This is a genomic window from Rhodococcus sp. Chr-9 (assembly GCF_000801125.1).
Lineage (GTDB): Bacteria > Actinomycetota > Actinomycetes > Mycobacteriales > Mycobacteriaceae > Rhodococcus > Rhodococcus pyridinivorans.
Genome location: NZ_JTIZ01000096.1, coordinates 56,709 through 75,951, shown reverse-complemented (window position 1 = coordinate 75,951; position 19,243 = coordinate 56,709). Strand labels below are relative to the sequence as shown.

Genomic DNA, 19,243 nt, shown 5'->3' with positions numbered 1-19,243 from the left:
GTATCGTCGGTTCATGAGCGTCGAGTCCCCGGCCACCCACCTTCCTGCTTCCGGTGATGATCCTCTCGCGCTGGAGCGGCAGGTGTGTTTCGCTCTCGCCGTGGCGAACCGCGCCGTGCTCGCGGTCTATCGACCGATCCTCGACAAGCTGGGACTGACCCACCCGCAGTACCTGGTGATGCTCGCCCTGTGGGAACGCTCGCCGCTGACGAGCAAGGAAGTGGGGCAGTTACTCCAGCTCGACTCCCCCACGCTGTCTCCCCTGCTCAAGCGACTCGAGGCGCTGGGCCTGATCACCCGCGCGCGCAGCGCGGCCGACGAACGGCAACTCGTCCTCGAGCTCACCGACGCCGGCCGGGCGCTGCGTGCCGAGGCCGAGTCGGTGCCGGGACAGGTCGTCGATGCCCTCGGTGTCGGGCTCGACGAACTCCAGGACCTGCACGCCGCGCTCGTGCGCGTCAACGCGGCGGCGTTGAAGGCCGGAGCACTCTGACAGCTCGGTAGCTGCCGCAACCCCGACGGCTCGCGGCAGCACTGTCCGACCGTCTTCTATCGATACGCATCGGCACGGTGCGAAATCGCGGTGACCTCGACCGTGCGGTTCGCATCATCGATCAGATACAGGACGCGATATTCACCTCGCCGGGCGCTGTACGCCGGCGCAAGAGGCGGATTCAACGGCTTCCCCACCCGCTTCGGATTCTCGAGAAGGGGTCCTGTGACGAACTCGTATACCGCAGTTGCTACCTTCTCCGGCAACGACCTCGCCATGGCGCGTGCAGCCGACCTCGCCATCACCAGCCGATACGGGTGGTCCGGAGTGCTCATTCCTCGGACGACCGAGCATCACGCATCAGCTGCGTCAATTCCTGTACATCGACGACGTCTCCCGACTCGACCTCCGTTCGGCCCTCGACGTGCGCCCGCAGCAGATCCGTATCCGACAACACCGCGATCGTCTCCTGCATCGCGTCGTAATCGTCGGCACCGAGAAGCACCGCGGCGCGGTGCCCGTTGCGGGTGATCTCGAATCGCTCGTGTGTGCGCTCGGCCTCATCGACCAGTCGTGACAATTGCGCCCGCGCGTCGGCAACAGGAAGAGTCGTCATGTACATAATTCTAGCGAATTACTATGAGAAGTCTCAGGTCATTCCGTTCGCGCCGGTTCCGACACCGGCTTTCGACGGGAGGCCACGAACGCCAGGACGAGGCCGAAGGCCGCCCAGCACAGCACAGCACAGCAGGACGATCGTAGGTAAACCCGCGCCGGCGCCGTCGTGATCCGGCCGGACGGTCGGTGACCCGGGGCGCCGCACGCGCGGACGCCCCGGGACCGGCTCAGTGCGGGAGTTCGAGCGTCGTCGGCACCAGCGGAACCGAGGCCTCGCCGGTGTAGACGAGGAAGGTGAACGACTCCTGGAAGTACAGGTTCACCGTCTCTGCGTCGTGCGAGAGGTAGCCGATCGACAGATCCTGGCCGACCTGCAGGTCGTAGTCGCCGCCGCGCGTGGTCAGCACGAACGCGCCGTCGATCGCCGGGGCCCAGATGAGGTCGCCGTCGATGAGGCGGCGCAGTTGTTCGCGGATCGGGTAGCCGTGATCGGACGTCTCGCTGACCTTGGTGTACTCGTCGGCGCCGAGCAGGATCGAGTACGGGCCACCCACACCCGCCAGTCGCAGCTGCGACAGCGCCTGGCTGATGATCTCCGGGAAGTCGCGGGGATCCTCGGGTAGCTGCAGGGACGGGTTCGACGACGACGCCCGGATGCCCTCGATACCCGCGGCCGCGTAGCCTTCGAAGATCGCGCGGTCCTCGGCGAAGGCGATCTGGCGGGCCGCTTCCTTGACGGGGTCGAGGTCGATGTCGCGGGAACCGCGCTCGACGCTGTCGATCTCCTCGCGCGACAGCGTGAACGGCACCCGCAGTTCGACGACCGGCGCGACGCGGTGCTGACGCGCCCGCACTCCGGCGGCCGGGGGTTCGATCTCGCGGGTGCGGCCGAGACCCACCGCCGCGAAGTCGGTGCCGTGCGGTCCGGAGAAGTCGACGACGGTGCGCCCGGCGACGTGTCGCTTGAAGGTGCGTGCGGCCTCCTCCTCGATCTCGGTCCATGCTGCCTCGGAAATCGGGGCGAGGTCGCGATACAGATTGTTCACAGGGTCGAACTCCTTCGCAGAGCGCCAACTCCGAGTGATCCGTCGGCAGGCCGGCCGGCGGTCGAGGCACTCGGATCTTCGTGGGAGGGAATTTCCGCCGGTGACGGCGGAAGATCTTCGAGGAACTCCAGCGAGGGGCAGAAGAACAGCGATCCCGTCACCGCGGTGGAGAAGTCCAGGATGCGGTCGGTGTTGCCGGGCGGGCTGCCCAGGAACATGTTGCGCAGCATCTGCTCGGTCACCTCCGGGGTGGCCGAGTAACCGATGAAGTAGGTGCCGAACTCGTCGGCGCCGAAGCTGCCGAACGGCATGTTCGCGCGCACGATCTGCTGCTCGACCCCGTTCTCGTCGACGATCACGTTCAGTGCGACATGCGAATTCGCGGGTTTGGTCTCGTCGTCGAGCTCGATGTCGTCGAGCTTGGTCCGGCCGATCGCCCGCTCCTGCTCCTCGACGGTCAACGAGTTCCATGACGCGAGGTCGTGCAGGTATTTCTGGACGACGACGTAGCTACCGCCGGCGAAGTCCGGATCCTCGTCGGAGACCAGGGCCGCCTCGACGGCCTCGTCGTCCTCGGGGTTCTCGGTTCCGTCGACGAAGCCGAGCAGGTCGCGGCGTTCGAAATAGCGGAAGCCGTGCGTCTCGTCGACGACCCGAGCCGCACCGCGCAGCCTATCGTTGATCTTCGCGGCGAGTTCGAAGCACAGGTCCATCGTCGACGCGCGGAGGTGGAACAACAGGTCGCCGGGGGTCGAGGGGGCCTGGTGCCGACCGCCGTCGAGCGGGACGAACGGATGCAGTCCGGCGGGCCGGGGGCCGTCGAACAGCCGGTCCCACATATCCGAGCCGATGCCGGTGACGACCGACAGGCCGCCCTCCGGGATGCGGAAACCGACCGAGCGGCGCAGGCCCGAGAGATCTTCGAGCAGATCCCGCACGGTGTCCTCTGCGCCCTCGTCGACGGTGACGACGAGGAAGATCGCCGCTTCGGTGAGCGGGGTCAGTATCGGTTGTGCACGAACCACTCCGACAACGCTAGTGCACCCCGCACGAAACAGGCGTTCGCGGCACGCCGACGTTCGTCACTGCACAACTGCAGCGTCAAGGCACCATCCAGCCCAGCACCGAGGTGGACTGCAGCCACACGAGGACGGCGAGCACCGCGAGACCGGCGATGCTCAGCGGCCAGATCCGGCGCATGAGCAGCCCGTCCTTGCCGGACAGTCCCTTCACCGACGACACCAGCGCGAGGTTCTGCAGTGCGATCGGGGTGCCGGTGGTGCCGCCGGCCATGTTCCCGGCGACCAGCACGGTCGGGTCGAGTCCCGACTGCTGGGCCGCGGCGACCTGCAGGCTGCCGAACATCGCGTTGGAGGCGGTGTTCGAGCCGGTGACCACGACGCCGAGCCAGCCGAGCACCGGCGACAACAGCGCGAACGCCACGCCCGCACCGGCGAGAAAACCGCCGATCGTGGCGGTCTGCCCGGACAGGTTCATCACGTACGCGAGGGCGAGGACCGCCGTCACCGTCGCGAACGACCACCGCAACTGCACGACCGCCGCGACGAAGCATCGCACCGCGTCGGCCACCGCGACCTTCAGCACCGGTATCGACAGCAGCGCGGCGACGAAGACGAGGCTGCCCGGGGCAGTGAGCAGATCGATGGTGAAGGTCTCCGCGGTGGGAACGTCCCCGTCGGCCGTAGTCACGTCCACACCCGGCCAGGGGAACGACAGGCTCGCGTTCGACAACAGCGACGCCACCGGACCGAACCGGCTGACGAGGAAGACGACCACGATCAGGGCGTAGGGGGCGAACGCCTCGACGACGCGTCGACGCGAGTCGTGGATCCGGTCGGATGCGGCCCGGCGGGCCTCCCGATGCATGGGGTGCACCTTCACCGCGACCAGCAGCACGAGCAGACCGGCCACGGCACCGGCGATGTTGCTCAGCCCCACGGCGAGATAGCTCGCGCACACGAACTGGGCGGCGCCGAAGGCAAGTCCGACGACGAGCGCGACCGGCCACGTCTCGCGAACTCCGCGCCATCCGCCGACCACCGCGACCAGCACGAGCGGAACGAACACCGCGAGCAGGCAGACCTGACGCGCGACGACCGGTCCGATCTCGTCGATCGGGATCTCCGAGACGCGCGACATCGTCAGGATCGGTGTGCCCATGACGCCGAGCGGGGTGACGACGGAGTTGGCGAGCAGCGACGCCGCGGCCGCACGCACCGGCGGCAGACCGGCACCGATGAGCACGACGGTCGCGACGACGATGGGGGTGCCGAAACCGGCGACCGCCTCGAGCAGCGCGCCGAACAGGAAGGCGATGACGATGGTGAGGATCCGCGGATCCGGGGATATTCGCCCGAAGGCGCGGGTGAGGACGTCGAAGTGCCCGGATTCGACGGTGAGCCGGTACACCCAGACGGCGTTGACCACCGTCCACATGATCGGGAAGAGACCGAAGACCGCACCTTCGACACCGGCACTGAGCGCGGACCCGACCGGCATGCCGTAGACGGCGGTGCCCACGATCAGGGCCACGACCACCGCGATTCCCGCGGCCGAATGCGACCGCAGTCGGAAGACGGCGAGCAGGACGAGCATGGTCAGCAGCGGGAGTACCGCCACCAGTGCCGACCACGCGAGCGACCCGCCGACCGGCGCGATCGGCTGAACGTATGCACCTGTCACTGCATCACGACCGGTGTGTCTGCACGGCGGTGCGGATGGTGGCGGCCGTGCCGTCGAGCACGGTCCGGTTCGGTGTCCGCCAATCGGCTCGGATCCCGAAGCCGTCCCCGGCGCTGCGCGGCACGAGGTGCAGGTGCACGTGGAAGACCTCCTGGCCGGCGGCGACGCCGTCGGCGAGGAACATGTTCACGCCCTCGATCGGGAGGTCGGACGCGCGCATCGCCGTGGCGATCCGTTGCCCGGCGGCGAACACCTTCGCTCCGTCGTCGGGATCGAGTTGTGCCAGTCCGGAGGCGTGCCGCTTCGGAATCACGAGCAGATGCCCGGGAGTGAACGGGCGGATGTCCATGAACGCGAGCACGTCGGGTTCGTCGAGCACGACGCTGGCCGGCGACTGCCCGGCCACGATGGCGCAGAAGATGCAGTCCGTCACTGTGGCGTGGACTCCTCCGCACGTGCGGGTCCGCGGGCGGTTTCGAGCAGGCGTAGCAGTTCGCCCTGCACCGTAGGACGGGCGCGCACCGGGTCGTCGCTGTGCGCGAGACACAGCATCGCTTCCTCGACGGCCGCGACGAGCAGGTGCGCGAGCACCGACGTCCGCGTGGGCGACGCCTCGTAGGTCTCGGGATCGAGGGTGACGAGCATGCGCTCGATGGCCTTCAGCGAGGAGTGCCGGTGGGTCTCGCGGACCTCGGCCCAGCCGAGGACCGCAGGGGCTTCGATGAGCAGCAGCCGGCGGGTCGCGGGGTCGTAGACCGCGTCGAGCGAGGCGAGCACGGCCTGGGTGAAGCCCTCCCAGGCGTCCTCGACCGGTTCGGCCGGGACCAGGGAGCTCTCCGCTTCCGACTGGAGTCGTTCGATGACACCGCGGAACAGATCCCGCTTGTCGGCGAAGTGGTGGTAGAGCGCACCGCGCGTCACCCCCGCCACCGAGACGATCTCCTCCGTGGCCGCCGCCGCGTATCCGTCGCGCAGGAACACCTCGCGCGCTGCATCGAGCAGCGCGGTGCGTGTTCGCGCTGCGTCACGCAACCGACCCGTATTTCCCGGTTTCACCGACACTTCGTTCTCTCCTGCTGATACCGCCACCCCCATCGGACACTCCCCCCGGCAGTCGGTTCCCGTGATTCCTGTCGAATCGGCTTCCTACAGAATCGGCGCCGGCGTGTACTTCGCTGCTTCCGGATACTGCGTCACGAGGTCCTGCACCGCCGCGACGACCGCTTCGACCTGCGCGACCGCAGCTCCGGCGAAGACCTCCCGGTCGGCCAGTGCCGCGTCGAGCGCGGCGCGGTCGAGCGGCAGCCGGTCGTCGGCGGCGAGACGGTCGAGCAGATCGGGTTCGCGACCCTCCTCGCGCATCGCGAGTGCGACGGAGACCGCATGCTCCTTGATGACCTCGTGTGCGGTCTCGCGACCCACCCCGGCCCGGACCGCGGCCATGAGGACCTTGGTCGTCGCGAGGAACGGCAGGTACCGCACGAGTTCCTTCTCGATCACCGCCGGGTAGGCACCGAACTCGGCGAGGACCGTCAGGAAGGTCTCCATCTGGCCGTCGATCGCGAAGAAGGCGTCGGGAAGGGCCACACGGCGGACGACGGAGCAGAAGACGTCGCCCTCGTTCCACTGCGCGCCGGCGAGCTCGGCGGCCATGGAGGCATAGCCGCGCAGGACGACCTGCAGGCCGTCGACGCGCTCGCACGAGCGGGTGTTCATCTTGTGCGGCATCGCGGACGATCCCACCTGGCCGGGCTGGAAGCCCTCGGTGACGAGTTCGTGGCCGGCCATGAGCCGGATGGTGTGGGCGAACGACGCGGGACCGGCGCCGACCTGCACGAGCGCGGAGAGCACGTCGTGGTCGAGCGAACGCGGATAGACCTGGCCGACGCTCGTGAAGACGTTCGCGAAGCCGAGATGCTGCGCGACCTTCTGCTCGAGCTGCGCGAGCTTGGCGGAATCACCGCCGAGCAGGTCGAGCATGTCCTGTGCGGTGCCCATCGGGCCCTTGATCCCGCGCAGGGGGTAGCGGGCCATCAGTTCCCGGACGCGCTGCAGCGCGATGAGCAGTTCGTCGGCGGCCGACGCGAAACGCTTGCCGAGGGTGGTGGCCTGCGCCGCGACGTTGTGCGAGCGACCGGCCATGACGAGCGAGGCGTACTCGGTGGCGCGCTCGGCGAGGCGTGCGGCCACGGCGACACCGTGGGAGTGGACGTGCTCGAGCGACCGCAGGATCTGCAGTTGCTCGACGTTCTCGGTGAGGTCGCGGCTGGTCATGCCCTTGTGGACGTGCTCGTGACCGGCGAGGGCGTTGAACTCCTCGATGCGGGCCTTGACGTCGTGGCGGGTGACGCGCTCGCGCTGGGCGATGGACTCGAGGTCGACCTGCTCGATCACGCGTTCGTAGTCGGCGATCGCCTCGGCGGGAACGTCGATCCCGAGTTCGGCCTGCGCCCGCAGCACCGCGAGCCACAGCTGCCGCTCGAGCACGATCTTGTACTCGGGCGACCACAGGTCCCGGAGTTCGGGGCTGGCGTAGCGGGTGGCGAGGACGTTGGGGATGTGGCTCACACAAGTGAGTTTACGGTCCGGGTCTGCTCCCGTATTCCCCGACCTCAATCCTCGACCGGGGGCGCGACGGTCTCGACGACGTCGAGCAGGATGCCGCGCGCGAGCGAGCGCGGGTCGGGATCGAGCTCGCCCAGTCCGCCGAGGACCGCGCCGTCCACGACCGCCACGAGCCGACGCACCTCGCGGGGCCGCACCGATCGGCAGCAGCGTTCGAGCAGGTCGGTGAGCAGGTGGTCGATCTGCTCGCGCATGCGGACCTGCACGTCACGCAGTTCCGGATAGCGGGCTGTCGCGACGCACCGCTCGTACCGGGAGATCAGGCGTTCGCGGTCGATGCCGCCGTCGCAGTCCCGCGGTCCGATGAGCAGTTCGACGATGAGATCGGCCGTGCCCTCGAGACTGCGCGGGAGCGGCTCGATGTCGCGGACGCGCTCCCGCATCGCGTCGAGTTCCCGCTCGCTGTTGTAGTCGACCGCGCATGCGACGAGGTCGTCGAGCGATTCGAAGTAATAGGTGGTCGATGCGAGCGGCAGGCCCGCGCGGGTGGCGACGGCCCGGTGGCGGACGGCGTCGATCCCCCCTTCGAGGATGAGGTCGGCCGCTGCCTCGACCAGCGCCTGACGGCGCCGTTCGCCCTTCGGAGTCGCAGCAATCGACACCTTCTCATGGTGACAGTCCCGACCGTCTCACCAGGGGAAAACGGAAGTGGAGACCAACCGGTACCATTGCGCCCGCCCGCGCGTGTCGAGTCCTCGGCGAGCGCAGCCCCGCGAGTAGATCATCGAACGATCGGAGCCGTACCGGATGAGACGTCGACGCTTTCTGCAGGCATCGCTTCTCGGGGCCGCCCTGGCGGGTGCCGGCGCCGCGGCGCCGGGCATGTCCGGTATCGGCCTCCCGCGTGCGGACGCGCTGCCCGTCGGGGTCGACGAGTACCGCCGACTCGTGCCCGAACTGTTCGTTCCGCCGCCCGCCCCGCCGGAGCATTCCGAGGTCGTCGTGGTGGGCTCCGGTTTCGGTGCGAGCGTCGCCGCGCTGCGCCTGGCCGAGGCCGGGAACCGGGTCACGATGCTCGAGCGCGGCATGCGCTGGCCCCGCGACCCGCACCGCGAGATCTTCACGACCGACCTGCTCGCCGATGGTCGCGGCTACCACCACCGCACCCATTTCACCGGACCGACGGGCATCCCGGTGGTGTGCGACGACTTCGCCGGTGTCCTCGATGTGGTCGACTACCCGAACATGTCGGTGTGGCGCGGCGCGGCGGTGGGTGGCGGATCGATCGTGTTCACCGGAGTGATGATCGCTCCCGAACGGCACCTCTTCGAGCACGTCTTCGGCGGCCGTCTGTCCTACGACGAGATGACCTCCACCTGGTACCCGAAGGTGCGCTCGATGCTGCGCCTCGACCCGATGCCCGACGACATCTACAACGCCGCCGAGTTCACGCACTCGCGGCGATGGGACGACGACGCGCGCGCCGCCGGTTACAGCCCGCACCGCATCGACGGCATCTGGGATTGGGACGTCGTGCGCGCCGAACTCGCCGGCTCGGTCCGCCGATCGGCCGTCGCGGGCGAGAGCAATCTCGGCAACTCGAACGGCGCGAAGTTCGATCTCACGCAGAACTACATCCCGGCGGCAGAGGCGACCGGGCGCACCCTGGTGTGCCACGGTCACCGGGTGCTTGCGATCGGTCAGAACGGCGACGGCCGCTACCGTCTCGACGTGCAGGCCGTCGACCCGACGGGGGTGGTGCTGCGCACTACCACGATCACGTGCGACCGCCTCGTCCTCGGCGCCGGATCGATCGGCACGACCGAACTGCTCGTCAAGGCGCGGCACACCGGTTCGCTGCCGAACCTCGACGAGCGCGTGGGCCGGGGCTGGGGCACCAACGGCGACGCGGTGCTCGTCCGCTCGTTCGCGCTCACCGAGGGTTTCGGCGGCGACCAGGGCGCGCCGTCGGCGTCGCGGATCGTCGACGAGTCCGGTCTGCCGCTGAGCCTCGAGAATTGGTTCGTCGCGGGCACCGCGAAGGACGTCGGGATGCTCGCCTCCCTCGGCATGACCCTCGACCCCACCCGTGCCGACTTCGCGTACGACCCGGGTGCCGATCGGGCGGTTTTGAACTGGCCGACCGGTGGCGAACGCGAGAGCGTCGACGCCCTGCGGGCCGTGCACAACGCGATGGCGCAGGCCGCTGGCACGATCCCGGGCGCATCGCCGATGGCCGAGGACGTCAACGCGACCTTCACTGCGCATCCACTCGGTGGTGCGGTGCTCGGCGAGGCGACCGACGGTTACGGCCGCGTGCACGGCCATCCCGGTCTCTACGTCGTCGACGGCGCGCTGATCCCGGGCAGCACCGGCACCGCGAACCCGTCGCTGACCATCGCGGCGCTGGCCGAACGGAACATCGCGCGGATCATCGCCGACGGGCGGTGACCCGGCCGCGGCGGTCCGGCACGGCGTTCAGGAGACGGGCAGCCAGGCCGCGAGCCGGTCGAGCGCCGCGGTGACGTCGGCAGTCGAACCCGCGAACGACAGCCGCACGGTCTCGCCGCCGCGCACGGTGTCGAAGTCGACGCCCGGTGCGAGCGCGAGCCCGGTGTCGTGGAGCAGCCGCGCGCACCACGCCGTCGAGTTCTCGCCGTCGAGCAGATGGCCGATGTCGGCGTAGACGTAGAAGGCGCCGTCTGCCGGTGCGAGTTTCGTGATGCCGAGATCCGGCAGCCCTTCGAGCAGCAGTTCCCGGTTCACCGCGTAGCGGGAGACGTGCCCGTCGAGTTCGGTGCGGGCCTCGGTCCCGAACGCCTCGACCGCCGCGAACTGCGAGACCGACGGCGGGCACACCGTCATGTTCGACGCGAGTCGCTGCAGAGCCGGACGCATCGTCTCGGGCGCGAGCATCCAGCCGAGCCGCCAACCGGTCATCGAGAAGTACTTCGACACCGAGCCGATCACCACCGAGTCGCGCGAGGTCGCCCACGCCGTCGAGGTCGCCGGTGATCCGGTGCCCTCACCGGTCTCGGACCGGACGGTGCCGAACTCGATGCCGTGGTAGATCTCGTCGGAGATGAGCAGGCTGCCGTGCTCGTCGCACCAGCGCGCGAGCGCCGCGAGCTCGGACGGTTCGATCATCGTGCCGGTCGGGTTGGCGGGGCTGGCGACGACGATTCCCGCAGGCGGAGCGTCGAGTTCCTCGAGCATCGCGACGGTGGGCTGGTAGCGGGTCTGCGGACCGCAGTCGAGTTCGACGACACGACAACCGAGCGCGGCGAGGGTGTTGCGGTAGGCCGGGTAGCCGGGGCGGGCGACGACCACGGTGTCGCCGACGTCGAAGGCCGCGAGGAACACCAGGGTGAAGGCGCCGGACGAGCCGGTGGTGACGACGACGTCGTCCGCGTCGACGTCGATGCCGTACTTGTGGCGGTGGTACGCCGCGATCTCCTCGCGCAGCGGCAGGATGCCGAAGGTCTCCGTGTAACCCAGCAGTTCCGCATCGATCGCCAGGTTGGCGGCCCGGAGCACGGGAGCGGGTGCGGGGGTCGACGGTTGTCCGGCGGCGAGACTCAGGACGTCGCCGTGGCTGCGCTGCCGCTCGGCGGCCGCCTTCCACACATCCATGACATGGAACGTCTCGATACCGGAGCGTTGGGATTCGGGGCGCACGTCGACGACGGTAGTACGCCCCGCGTCGTTCGTCAGAGCCGGACGCGCTGAAGTCGGGTGAGGGCACCCCACGCGATCGGATAGTCCTGACGATCGACGACCTTCACCTGCGTGGCCTCCGCGTCGGGTTCGGGCGTCGGTTGCGGCACGACCGGCAACAGCAGATGCGAGTCGAACTGTCCGCCGGCGTGCACGATGTGGAAGCCCTTGTTGATGGTGCGATCGTGCCCGACGCGTGGGTTCTCGTCGAGGTCGTGGCCGGCGATGACGAGCACGAGGCTCGATCCGGCTTCGAAGAAGGTGCTGTGCGGCATGATCTCGATGTCGACGGGCACGATCTGGTCGGGCAGCAACGGCCAGTACTTCGTCTGGTCGTGGACGGGCCGGTAGGCGGTGGAGGCCTCCGGGTCCAGCGCCCGCCGCGAGACCCGCATCCACCCGTGGGCTACGAATCCCTTCTCGTAGCCGCCGTGGCCTTCGAACCACACGTCGCGGCCGTGCTCGTCGCGCTTGGCGAGCCCGACGAACAGGTCCATGTCGTTGGCGTCCTTCGCCTGCACCCACAAACGCAGCGCCGCGTGCCCGGTGATCTCGGTGTCCTCGTCGAAGGTGTGGGTGAAGACGAGTTCGTCGCCCGCGACGGGGAAGGTGCGGCGGAACTGGCTGCTCTCGCACGGGGTGGTGCTCAGGTCGGCGTTCGCGTGGTCGAGGTGGAATGCGACGTAACGGGTGTCGGGGACCGGCCACTCGGATTCGAGGCGTTCGGAATAGGTGCGCAGGTCGTGGCGGGTCTCGAGACGGATGCGCGGGGTGTCCTCGAAGCCGTTGTCCTCGTCCTTGAGGAAGCGGTCGAAGAATCGTCGCTGGTAGTCGAGGGCCTCGTTGCCGTAGAAGGTCTGCCACATCTTCCGGCCGTGGGTGTAGAGCCACTTGTGCTCCGACGCGATGCGGCGGTAACCCTCGACCGACCCGCGGGCGCGTGGGCCCTGATCGGACCACGAGACGCCGACGAGCGCGGGCACGGTGACGTCCTCGAGCCGGGGCGGCGGGGCGAGGTGACGGAAGAAGTCGGGGAAACGGCGCCGCAACCACGGGGTGAACCGCCGGAGGGAGGCGGCGCCGCAGCGGGCCCCGGTGTTCATCGCGCTGTACCAGAACTCGCTGTAGCGGGTCTCGGGGATGCCGCCCTGGGTGAGGATGTCGCGGCAGGGATCGCTCACACCTTCCCAGGGTGCGATGGCCGCGAGACAGGGCGGGTTGAGCGCGGCGGTGTACCACTGCAGTGTGGCGAGATAGTCGGCGCCGGCGAGGCCGACGCGGCCGTTGCTCCACTCCTGACCACCGGCCCATTCCACGACGGACGCGCAGTCGAGCGCGGCCCGGCCGAGCAGCAGGCGGGGACGGCCGCCGCTAGCGTGATGACCGCGCATGTCCGCGACGACGAGGACGTAGCCGCGAGGAACCCAGTAGGCGGGGTCCGGTGCTTCGAAGGAGGTGCAGTCACTGATCTCGAGATCGCCGATGTGGTTGCCGGATTCGGCGAGGTCGTCGAAGTCGACGGGATACCGGTCGACGCCGGCGTCCTTGCCGTAGGGGGTGACGGCGACCAGCACGGGGCAGCGGTCGTGCTCACCGGAGTCGGCAGGACGGTAGACGTCGGCTCTCAGTACGGTGCCGTCGCCCGTGCGGATGGGCACGTCGCGCTCGACGAGGACGTCGTCCGGCAACCCGTGGACGACGACGTGGTGGTGCCGTAGCGGTGTCGGGTCCGGCGTCGGCGTTCGTCTTCGAGAAACCATGCAGTCACCCCTGGCGGCATCGAAATGCACCGAGTGTGCAACATACACCCGGTAGGTGCAAGGGTGAAGGACGAGAGTGAAAGGCTAGACCGAGATCCGGCCCTCGACGGCCGCCAGACCGATGTCGCGGCGGAAGTGACCGCCCGGCAGCTTGACGTCGGCGAGCCGATCATAAGCGGCCTCGCGCGCGGACGCGAGATCGGCACCCACACCGATCACGTTGAGCACGCGCCCACCTGCGGAGACCAGCGCGCCGTCCTCGCGACGCTTCGTGCCGGCGTGCAGCACCGTGTCGCCCTCGGCGCCGGTGATCACATCGCCGGTGCGCGGGGTGGACGGGTAGTACTCGGCGGCGAGCACCACGGTCACCGCGGCGCCGTCCTTCCAGCGCAGCGGCGGAAGCTCGGCGAGCGTGCCGGCGGCGACCGCCTTCAGGGCCTCGCCCAGCGGGGACTCGAGCAGAGCGAGCACGGCCTGGGTCTCCGGGTCGCCGAAACGGCAGTTGAACTCGACCACGGCCGGGCCCTCGGCGCCCATCGCCAGACCCGCGTAGAGCAGTCCGGAGAAACCGCATCCGCGGCGCACCATCTCGGCCGCGACGGGCTCCACGACCTCGGAGACGATCCGCTCGACGCTACCCTCGGGCAACCACGGCAGCGGCGTGTAGGCACCCATGCCACCGGTGTTGGGGCCGGTGTCGTCCTCGCCGACGCGCTTGTGGTCCTGCGCCGGGAGCAGCGGCACGACCGTCTCGCCGTCGACGAGGCAGAACAGCGAGACTTCGGGACCGTCGAGGAAGGACTCCAGCAGGACGGGGTGCCCGTTCTCGAGGATCTCGGCGGCGTGGTCGCGGGCGGCGGCGCGATCGGTGGTGACGACGACGCCCTTACCGGCAGCGAGACCGTCGTCCTTGACCACCCAGGTCGGTCCGAACCGGTCGAGCGCCTCGTCGAGGGTCGCGGGTGTGTCGACGACCTCGCTGTGGGCGGTGCGCACACCGGCGGCGGCCATGACGTCCTTCGCGAACGCCTTCGATCCCTCGATGCGTGCGGCGGCGGCGGACGGTCCGAAGCAGGGGATGCCCGCGGCGCGGACGGCATCGGCGACCCCGAGGACGAGCGGAACCTCGGGACCTATGACGACGAGGTCGGCCTTCTGCGCGGTGGCGAGGGCGACGACGTTGTCGGCGGAGGCCGCATCGACGGGGAACAGCTCGGCGACGTTCGCGATACCGGGGTTGCCCGGCGCGGCCAGCACGGCGGTCACGCCGGGGTCGCGGGACAGGGCGAGAGCAAGAGCATGTTCACGGGCACCGGAGCCGATAACGAGTACGCGCACGCAGGACAGACTACGGGACCGGTCTCCACACGAGATCGGCGCGGGAACGCGTGCGCTGAACGGCTTCCGCATTGGGCAGATCGACGGTCCGCACCCATTCGCGTGCGCCGTCCTCGTCCCGTCCGTGGTGGCGGTGCCGGCGCACGAGACGTCGCGTGAGCGTGCGGCGGGGTGCGTCGATGTAGATGACGAGGTCGAGCAGCGGGCGGATGTGTTCCCATCCCCCGGTCTCGAACATCAGGTAGTTGCCCTCGGTGACGATCACCCGGGCATCGGCCGGCACAGCGTGCACCGCCGCGATCGGTTCGTCGAGCGGCCGGGAGAAATCCGGGGCGTAGATCGTCTCGTCGCGGCACTGCCGCACCCGGCTCAGCATGTCGCGGAAGCCGGCCACGTCGAAGGTGTCGGGCGCCCCCTTCCGGTCCCGCGCGCCGAAGGTGTCGAGCTGCCGGTTGGACAGGTGGTAGCCGTCCATCGGCACCTGTCCGGTGGAGACCCCCGCGCATCGGAGGGCGTAGACGAGCAGCGCCGTGGCGCGACTCTTCCCGGCACCCGGCGGCCCGCACAGACCGACGACCGTGCGCCGATCCGCGGGAAGCCCGACGAGGACGTGTGTGACGAGTTCGTCCACGAGCACGCGCAGCGGCGCCTCCCGCACGCTCCCGTCACCTTCCATGAGCCCGACGATACGACCGCCCGCGACCGTCGGAGTCGCCGTGAGCTCTCGACACGCCCACCCGACTGATCTATCGTTATTTCGAAAGTTCGGAATTTCGAACTGTCACCCCGACACGGACGGATACCGCCATGCCGAACAGGATCGGAACCACCCTCGCCGCGACGAGCGTCGTGATCGCTCTGGCCGGATGCGGGCAGAGCACTCCACCGGANGGACGCGTCCGCCCCAGCCGGTGAATGCATGCCCACCCCCGCCGCGGACGTGAGCACCGCCGAAGGCTGGATCGGCTACCTCGCCGAGAACCCCGACACGGTCGCCATCGCGGTCGACGACGGCAACGGCGGGACCTTCGAACAACGACCCGACGAGCGGCAACCGCTCGCGTCGGCTGTGAAGGTCGTGCATCTCGCCGCCTATGCCCGCGCCGTCGCAGCCGGTGAACTCTCCCCCGACGAGCGCGTACCGCTCGCCGACTGGGAACGCTGGCATCTCCCGGACACCGACGGCGGCGCACACCCCCGGGCTCTCGAACGGCTCGGTGTGAACGACCCGGAGGACACCGTCACTCTCGACGAGATGGTGTCGGCGATGATCCAGGAGAGCGACAACGCGGTCCCCGACTACCTGCGCGACCGCCTCGGCGACGACGCCCTGCGCGAGGCCGCCGCCCAGGGCGGCTGGGACGACTTCACGCCGCCGACGATGCTCGGCAACACACTCGCGCTGCTCGACCCGACACTCGACGATTCGTCGGCGGTCTGGGACGCCGCGCGCCGCTACGCCTCCGACCCCGCCTACCGCGCCGAAGCGGTGCAGCACCCGGCGCCGGAGGATTTGTTCGCCCGGGTCGACCGCGTCCAGCGTTTCGACAACACCGGATCGGCCGCCGAGCTCACCGCCCTGCATCGCGCGATCGCCGACGGTTCGTTCGGTGCCGGCGGCGACCTCGCGCGTACCCACCTCGAATGGCAACCGTCCACGGTTCCGGGATTCGAGGGAGTCGGATTCAAGGGCGGTAGCCTGCCCGGCATCCTCACCGACGCAGTCACCTTCCGCCGCGATGACGACACGATCGCGACCACGGTGATGCTCGCGTCCGGCATGTCGGACAGCGACTACGCGGAAGCCCTCGAATCGTTCGCCCATCAGGAGATGCTCGCCGCGGCAGCGAACGATCCCGATTTTCTCGAGCGGATACGCTGCGCGATGTGAGCGACGGCGACGTGAACGACGAGTACGAGGCCCGGCTCGCGGATCTCGAACGCCGTGTGCGGATCCTCGAGGGCGACGCGACCCGCCGGGGCGCCGGGGACGGTCCCGGTGGCACCGGTCCCGTGGCGGACGTGGCAGGAAGCACGGGGTCCGTGACCTACGGGGGCTTCGTCTCCCTGCACGGCCACGTCCGCTGGAACATCGAGTACGACGCGGGCGCATCCCTCGCACTCGATCCCGTTCCCGTCGCCGCCGTCCTCGACGCCTTGGGCAACCCCGCGAGGCTGGCGATCGTGCGGACTCTGCTGCGCGGGCCCGCCACCGCCACCGAACTCCAGGAGGCCACCGACCTCACGTCGACCGGCCGGCTCTACCACCATCTCCGGGCTCTGTCGGCTGCGCGGGTGGTCGAGCAGGGAAGCCGAAACCGCTACCGGATCGCGCCGGAGAAGGTCGTGCCGCTGCTGGTCCTCACCGTCGCGGCGGCCGATGTCGGGGAACAGCTCCGGTGAACCCGGTGTCCCTTATCCTCCCGGTATGACTTCCGTGTTCAGCAAGATCATCGCCGGTGAACTGCCGGGCCGTTTCGTCTGGCAGGACGACGACGTCGTCTCCTTCCTGACCATCAACCCGTTCACCGAGGGGCACGTGCTGGTCGTGCCACGGCAGGAGGTCGATCACTGGCAGAGCGTGGACGACGACCTGTGGGCGAAGGTGAACGACGTCGCCCGCATCCTCGGTCGCGCCGTCACCGCCGCCTTCGACGCCCCGCGCGCCGGCCTGATGATCGCCGGCCTGGAGGTCCCCCACCTGCACCTGCACGTCTTCCCCGCCTACTCCCTCGGCGACTTCGATTTCGCGACGGCCGAGAAGGATCCGTCGCCCGAATCGCTCGACCGCGCGCATCGCAAGATCAAGGACGCCCTGCGCGAACAGGGTCACGGCGAGCACGTCCCCGACTGATCCGCTCGACGGGATATCGGCGGAACAATTCCGACCGGTATCCCGTTGTGTTCCTCGTGTCTTCTACTCCACCGAGTTCCCCAGCCCCGGCCGGTACGGCCGAGCCGCAGGCCGCTGCCGCACCGCGCGCCGGTCTTCTGATCGCCGTTCTCGTCGGGGCCGCATTCGTCGTCATCCTCAACGAGACGATCATGAGCGTCGCGCTGCCGAAGCTGATGGTCGAGTTCGACGTCGGCGCAGCCACCGCCCAATGGCTCACCACGGCGTTCATGCTGACCATGGCCGTCGTCATCCCGATCACGGGTTACCTGCTCACCCGGCTGTCGCTGCGCACGGTCTTCGCGATCGCGATGGGCAGCTTCCTGCTCGGCACCCTGATCGCCGCGAGCGCCCCGATCTTCCCGGTCCTCGTGCTGGGTCGTGTCGTCCAGGCCGTGGGCACCGCGGTGATGTTGCCGCTGCTGTTCACGACGGTGCTCAACCTGGTTCCCGCCGATCGTCGCGGTCGCACGATGGGCGTGATCTCGATCGTCATCGCGGTCGCTCCCGCGGTCGGCCCGACCATCGGTGGCGTCGTGCTCGACCAGCTGAGCTGGCGGTGGATGTTCTGGCTGGTGCTGCCGATCGCGGTCGTCGCGACGGCGCTCGGCCTGAGCTGGATCCGCAGCGTCACCGAACCGGTCGCGGTTCCGCTCGACGCCCCGTCGGTGGTGTTGTCGGCCCTCGGGTTCAGCGGTCTCGTCTTCGGTCTGAGCAGTCTCGGTGAGGCCGCCGAGGGCGATCCGCTCATGCCGCCGTGGCTGCCGCTGGTCGTCGGCATCGCGTCGCTGACGGTCTTCGTCCTGCGTCAGATCCGCCTCGGCGACGGCGCCCTGCTGGACATGCGCGCGTTCCGTACCCCGGCGTTCTCGCTCGCGGTTGCACTCGTCTCGGTAAGCATGATGTCGCTGTTCGGCACCCTCATCCTGCTGCCGATCTACCTGCAGAACGTGCTGGGTCAGTCGACGCTGACCACCGGCCTGATGCTGCTGCCCGGTGGTCTGGTCATGGGTCTGCTCGGCTACATCGTCGGACGCCTGTTCGACCGGTTCGGTCCGCGGCCGCTCGTCGCACCGGGCGCGGTCATCGCCTGCGTCGCGATGTGGGGCATGACGACCTTCGACGCGACCACCACGATCGGCACGGTCATCGCCTGGCACGTGCTGCTCAACATCGGCCTCGCGTTGATGTTCTCGCCGCTGCTGACCTCGGCACTCGGAGCGCTGCCGCGGCGGTTGTACTCCCACGGCAGCGCCATCGTCAGCACCATGCAGCAGGTCGCCGGTGCGGCCGGTACGGCGTTGTTCATCACGGTGCTGACCCGCACGACCGTCGCGGGCGCCGAGAGCGCGGGCGATCCCGCCGGTGCGCTCGCGGACGGTGTCCACGGCGCGTTCACGGGGGGCGCGGCGATCGCGGTGATCGCAGTCGTCGGCTCCCTGTTCGTCCGACGGGCCCCGGAGCCCGAGGCGGATGCGGTGGAGGTGTCGGCCCCCGAGACCGCCGGAACGCACTAGCCGGCAGTACACACCGGCCCGGCACTCACGCGCCGGTCGTCACGACTTCCCTGTTCGACGGGAAGCGTGGCGGCCGGCGCGTTGCTGTCCGCACACGGTTCGTGGAGGAAGGCGTCCAGTTCGACCCACGAGGTGTCGCGTGCGGCGCTGCCGGACGGATGCTGGATCTCGCGTTCGATCGCGGTGAGGCGGTAGGCCGTGCGGACGATGGGTGCGGGCACCCCGCCGAAGACGGCGTCGAGCAGGCCGAGTGCGGGCTCGGCGACGAACAACGACCACGCGTTCCGCGGGGCCTTCCCGACCACGTCCGTGATCCCCATGTATGAGCTCGGAGAACCTGTCCGACGGCAGTGCTATCAAGTGATGCATGACGTGTTCACAGTGCAACCACGATCTCGACCACTGCCACGGCACTCTCGTGCTCCACGCCGATACTCGGGTCGACTGCACCGAACCCGACTGCGTCGACTTCGAGATCGTGCGGCACACCCTCGTTCTCGACTGCATCGAACTGGACGGCGGATGTTCGTGCACGGTGATTGCGCAGGAATCGCAGCTACTGCGCGTGTCCTGAGCAATTTGCCAATACTCGC

21 protein-coding genes are annotated in these 19,243 nt (G+C 69.1%); 7 read left to right on the top strand and 14 right to left on the bottom strand.

Annotated features, from left to right (window positions below):
- Positions 1-13: 13 nt before the first annotated feature.
- Positions 14-493: a MarR family winged helix-turn-helix transcriptional regulator gene (locus QR64_RS14545; protein ID WP_039585875.1), complete on the top strand. Its 480-nt coding sequence runs from the start codon at positions 14-16 to the stop codon at positions 491-493.
- 56 nt (positions 494-549) lie between these two features.
- Here the strand turns inward: QR64_RS14545 and QR64_RS25910 are convergent, their stop codons facing one another.
- The 9 genes from QR64_RS25910 to QR64_RS14505 all read right to left on the bottom strand — a co-directional run bounded on the left by QR64_RS25910 (position 550) and on the right by QR64_RS14505 (position 8,087).
- The gene (locus QR64_RS25910; protein WP_033096848.1) at positions 550-771 is read right to left on the bottom strand and encodes a type II toxin-antitoxin system RelE family toxin; all 222 of its coding nucleotides are present in this window, start codon (positions 769-771) and stop codon (positions 550-552) included.
- A gap of 53 nt (positions 772-824) precedes the next feature.
- Complete coding sequence (locus QR64_RS14540; RefSeq protein ID WP_006551856.1) at positions 825-1,115, bottom strand: type II toxin-antitoxin system Phd/YefM family antitoxin; 291 nt, start codon at positions 1,113-1,115, stop codon at positions 825-827.
- A gap of 223 nt (positions 1,116-1,338) precedes the next feature.
- Positions 1,339-2,157, bottom strand: coding sequence for a family 1 encapsulin nanocompartment shell protein (locus QR64_RS14535; protein WP_006551857.1), 819 nt, complete (start codon positions 2,155-2,157; stop codon positions 1,339-1,341).
- Positions 2,154-3,182, bottom strand: coding sequence for a Dyp-type peroxidase (locus QR64_RS14530; RefSeq protein ID WP_024102977.1), 1,029 nt, complete (start codon positions 3,180-3,182; stop codon positions 2,154-2,156). Before QR64_RS14530 ends, QR64_RS14535 begins: the two co-directional genes overlap by 4 nt.
- Before the next feature lie 76 nt (positions 3,183-3,258).
- Positions 3,259-4,860 (bottom strand): L-lactate permease, encoded by a 1,602-nt coding sequence (locus tag QR64_RS14525; RefSeq protein WP_039585873.1) that lies wholly within the window; start codon positions 4,858-4,860, stop codon positions 3,259-3,261.
- Between the two features lie 4 nt (positions 4,861-4,864).
- Entirely contained in the window at positions 4,865-5,293 is a 429-nt protein-coding gene (locus QR64_RS14520) for an HIT family protein (protein ID WP_039585870.1), read from the bottom strand.
- Positions 5,290-5,892 carry a TetR/AcrR family transcriptional regulator gene (locus QR64_RS14515; RefSeq protein WP_033096851.1) on the bottom strand — a complete coding sequence of 201 codons (603 nt, stop codon included), beginning with the start codon at positions 5,890-5,892 and terminating at the stop codon, positions 5,290-5,292. Before QR64_RS14515 ends, QR64_RS14520 begins: the two co-directional genes overlap by 4 nt.
- A gap of 114 nt (positions 5,893-6,006) precedes the next feature.
- The gene (gene purB / locus QR64_RS14510) at positions 6,007-7,428 is read right to left on the bottom strand and encodes an adenylosuccinate lyase (RefSeq protein WP_006551863.1); all 1,422 of its coding nucleotides are present in this window, start codon (positions 7,426-7,428) and stop codon (positions 6,007-6,009) included.
- A gap of 44 nt (positions 7,429-7,472) precedes the next feature.
- Positions 7,473-8,087: a TetR/AcrR family transcriptional regulator gene (locus QR64_RS14505; protein WP_006551864.1), complete on the bottom strand. Its 615-nt coding sequence runs from the start codon at positions 8,085-8,087 to the stop codon at positions 7,473-7,475.
- Positions 8,088-8,232: 145 nt separating this feature from the next.
- Between QR64_RS14505 and QR64_RS14500 the strand changes: the two genes are divergently transcribed.
- Entirely contained in the window at positions 8,233-9,876 is a 1,644-nt protein-coding gene (locus QR64_RS14500; protein ID WP_039585868.1) for a GMC oxidoreductase, read from the top strand.
- Between the two features lie 27 nt (positions 9,877-9,903).
- Here the strand turns inward: QR64_RS14500 and QR64_RS14495 are convergent, their stop codons facing one another.
- The 4 genes from QR64_RS14495 to QR64_RS14480 all read right to left on the bottom strand — a co-directional run bounded on the left by QR64_RS14495 (position 9,904) and on the right by QR64_RS14480 (position 14,916).
- Entirely contained in the window at positions 9,904-11,103 is a 1,200-nt protein-coding gene (locus QR64_RS14495) for a pyridoxal phosphate-dependent aminotransferase (protein ID WP_019290068.1), read from the bottom strand.
- A 32-nt stretch (positions 11,104-11,135) separates the two neighbouring features.
- Positions 11,136-12,902 (bottom strand): CocE/NonD family hydrolase, encoded by a 1,767-nt coding sequence (locus QR64_RS14490; protein WP_231913211.1) that lies wholly within the window; start codon positions 12,900-12,902, stop codon positions 11,136-11,138.
- An 84-nt stretch (positions 12,903-12,986) separates the two neighbouring features.
- A complete protein-coding gene (purD, locus tag QR64_RS14485) occupies positions 12,987-14,240 on the bottom strand; it encodes a phosphoribosylamine--glycine ligase (RefSeq protein ID WP_006551868.1) in 1,254 nt (417 codons plus the stop codon).
- 10 nt (positions 14,241-14,250) lie between these two features.
- Entirely contained in the window at positions 14,251-14,916 is a 666-nt protein-coding gene (locus QR64_RS14480; protein ID WP_024102972.1) for a nucleoside/nucleotide kinase family protein, read from the bottom strand.
- A 243-nt stretch (positions 14,917-15,159) separates the two neighbouring features.
- On the opposite strand from QR64_RS14480, the gene QR64_RS14475 reads away from it, so the two are divergent.
- The 4 genes from QR64_RS14475 to QR64_RS14460 are packed head-to-tail and all read left to right on the top strand — an operon-like array spanning position 15,160 to position 18,650.
- On the top strand, positions 15,160-16,131 hold the full coding sequence (locus QR64_RS14475) for a serine hydrolase (RefSeq protein WP_039585865.1): 972 nt from the start codon (positions 15,160-15,162) through the stop codon (positions 16,129-16,131).
- A complete protein-coding gene (locus QR64_RS14470; RefSeq protein WP_019290073.1) occupies positions 16,128-16,643 on the top strand; it encodes an ArsR/SmtB family transcription factor in 516 nt (171 codons plus the stop codon). Before QR64_RS14475 ends, QR64_RS14470 begins: the two co-directional genes overlap by 4 nt.
- 25 nt (positions 16,644-16,668) lie before the next feature.
- A complete protein-coding gene (locus QR64_RS14465; protein WP_006551872.1) occupies positions 16,669-17,094 on the top strand; it encodes an HIT family protein in 426 nt (141 codons plus the stop codon).
- A 56-nt stretch (positions 17,095-17,150) separates the two neighbouring features.
- Complete coding sequence (locus QR64_RS14460) at positions 17,151-18,650, top strand: MDR family MFS transporter (protein WP_235367150.1); 1,500 nt, start codon at positions 17,151-17,153, stop codon at positions 18,648-18,650.
- Here QR64_RS14460 and QR64_RS14455 read toward each other — a convergent pair.
- Positions 18,647-18,970, bottom strand: coding sequence for a hypothetical protein (locus tag QR64_RS14455; RefSeq protein WP_039585861.1), 324 nt, complete (start codon positions 18,968-18,970; stop codon positions 18,647-18,649). The two genes, QR64_RS14460 and QR64_RS14455, sit on opposite strands and share 4 nt — an antisense overlap.
- 47 nt (positions 18,971-19,017) lie before the next feature.
- Here QR64_RS14455 and QR64_RS14450 point away from each other — a divergent pair, with 47 nt between their 5' ends.
- The gene (locus tag QR64_RS14450; RefSeq protein ID WP_006551874.1) at positions 19,018-19,224 is read left to right on the top strand and encodes a hypothetical protein; all 207 of its coding nucleotides are present in this window, start codon (positions 19,018-19,020) and stop codon (positions 19,222-19,224) included.
- Positions 19,225-19,243 lie beyond the last annotated feature (19 nt).

Bases quoted from the DNA above. Each gene is read 5' to 3' on its own strand.
- QR64_RS14455 (WP_039585861.1), bottom strand. From the start codon at position 18,970: ATGGGGATCACGGACGTGGTCGGGAAGGCCCCGCGGAACGCGTGGTCG.
- QR64_RS14545 (WP_039585875.1), top strand. From the start codon at position 14: ATGAGCGTCGAGTCCCCGGCCACCCACCTTCCTGCTTCCGGTGATGAT.
- QR64_RS14490 (WP_231913211.1), bottom strand. From the start codon at position 12,902: ATGGTTTCTCGAAGACGAACGCCGACGCCGGACCCGACACCGCTACGG.
- QR64_RS14480 (WP_024102972.1), bottom strand. From the start codon at position 14,916: ATGGAAGGTGACGGGAGCGTGCGGGAGGCGCCGCTGCGCGTGCTCGTG.
- QR64_RS14450 (WP_006551874.1), top strand. From the start codon at position 19,018: ATGACGTGTTCACAGTGCAACCACGATCTCGACCACTGCCACGGCACT.
- QR64_RS14540 (WP_006551856.1), bottom strand. From the start codon at position 1,115: ATGTACATGACGACTCTTCCTGTTGCCGACGCGCGGGCGCAATTGTCA.
- QR64_RS14475 (WP_039585865.1), top strand. From the start codon at position 15,160: ATGCCCACCCCCGCCGCGGACGTGAGCACCGCCGAAGGCTGGATCGGC.
- QR64_RS25910 (WP_033096848.1), bottom strand. From the start codon at position 771: ATGGCGAGGTCGTTGCCGGAGAAGGTAGCAACTGCGGTATACGAGTTC.
- QR64_RS14500 (WP_039585868.1), top strand. From the start codon at position 8,233: ATGAGACGTCGACGCTTTCTGCAGGCATCGCTTCTCGGGGCCGCCCTG.
- QR64_RS14465 (WP_006551872.1), top strand. From the start codon at position 16,669: ATGACTTCCGTGTTCAGCAAGATCATCGCCGGTGAACTGCCGGGCCGT.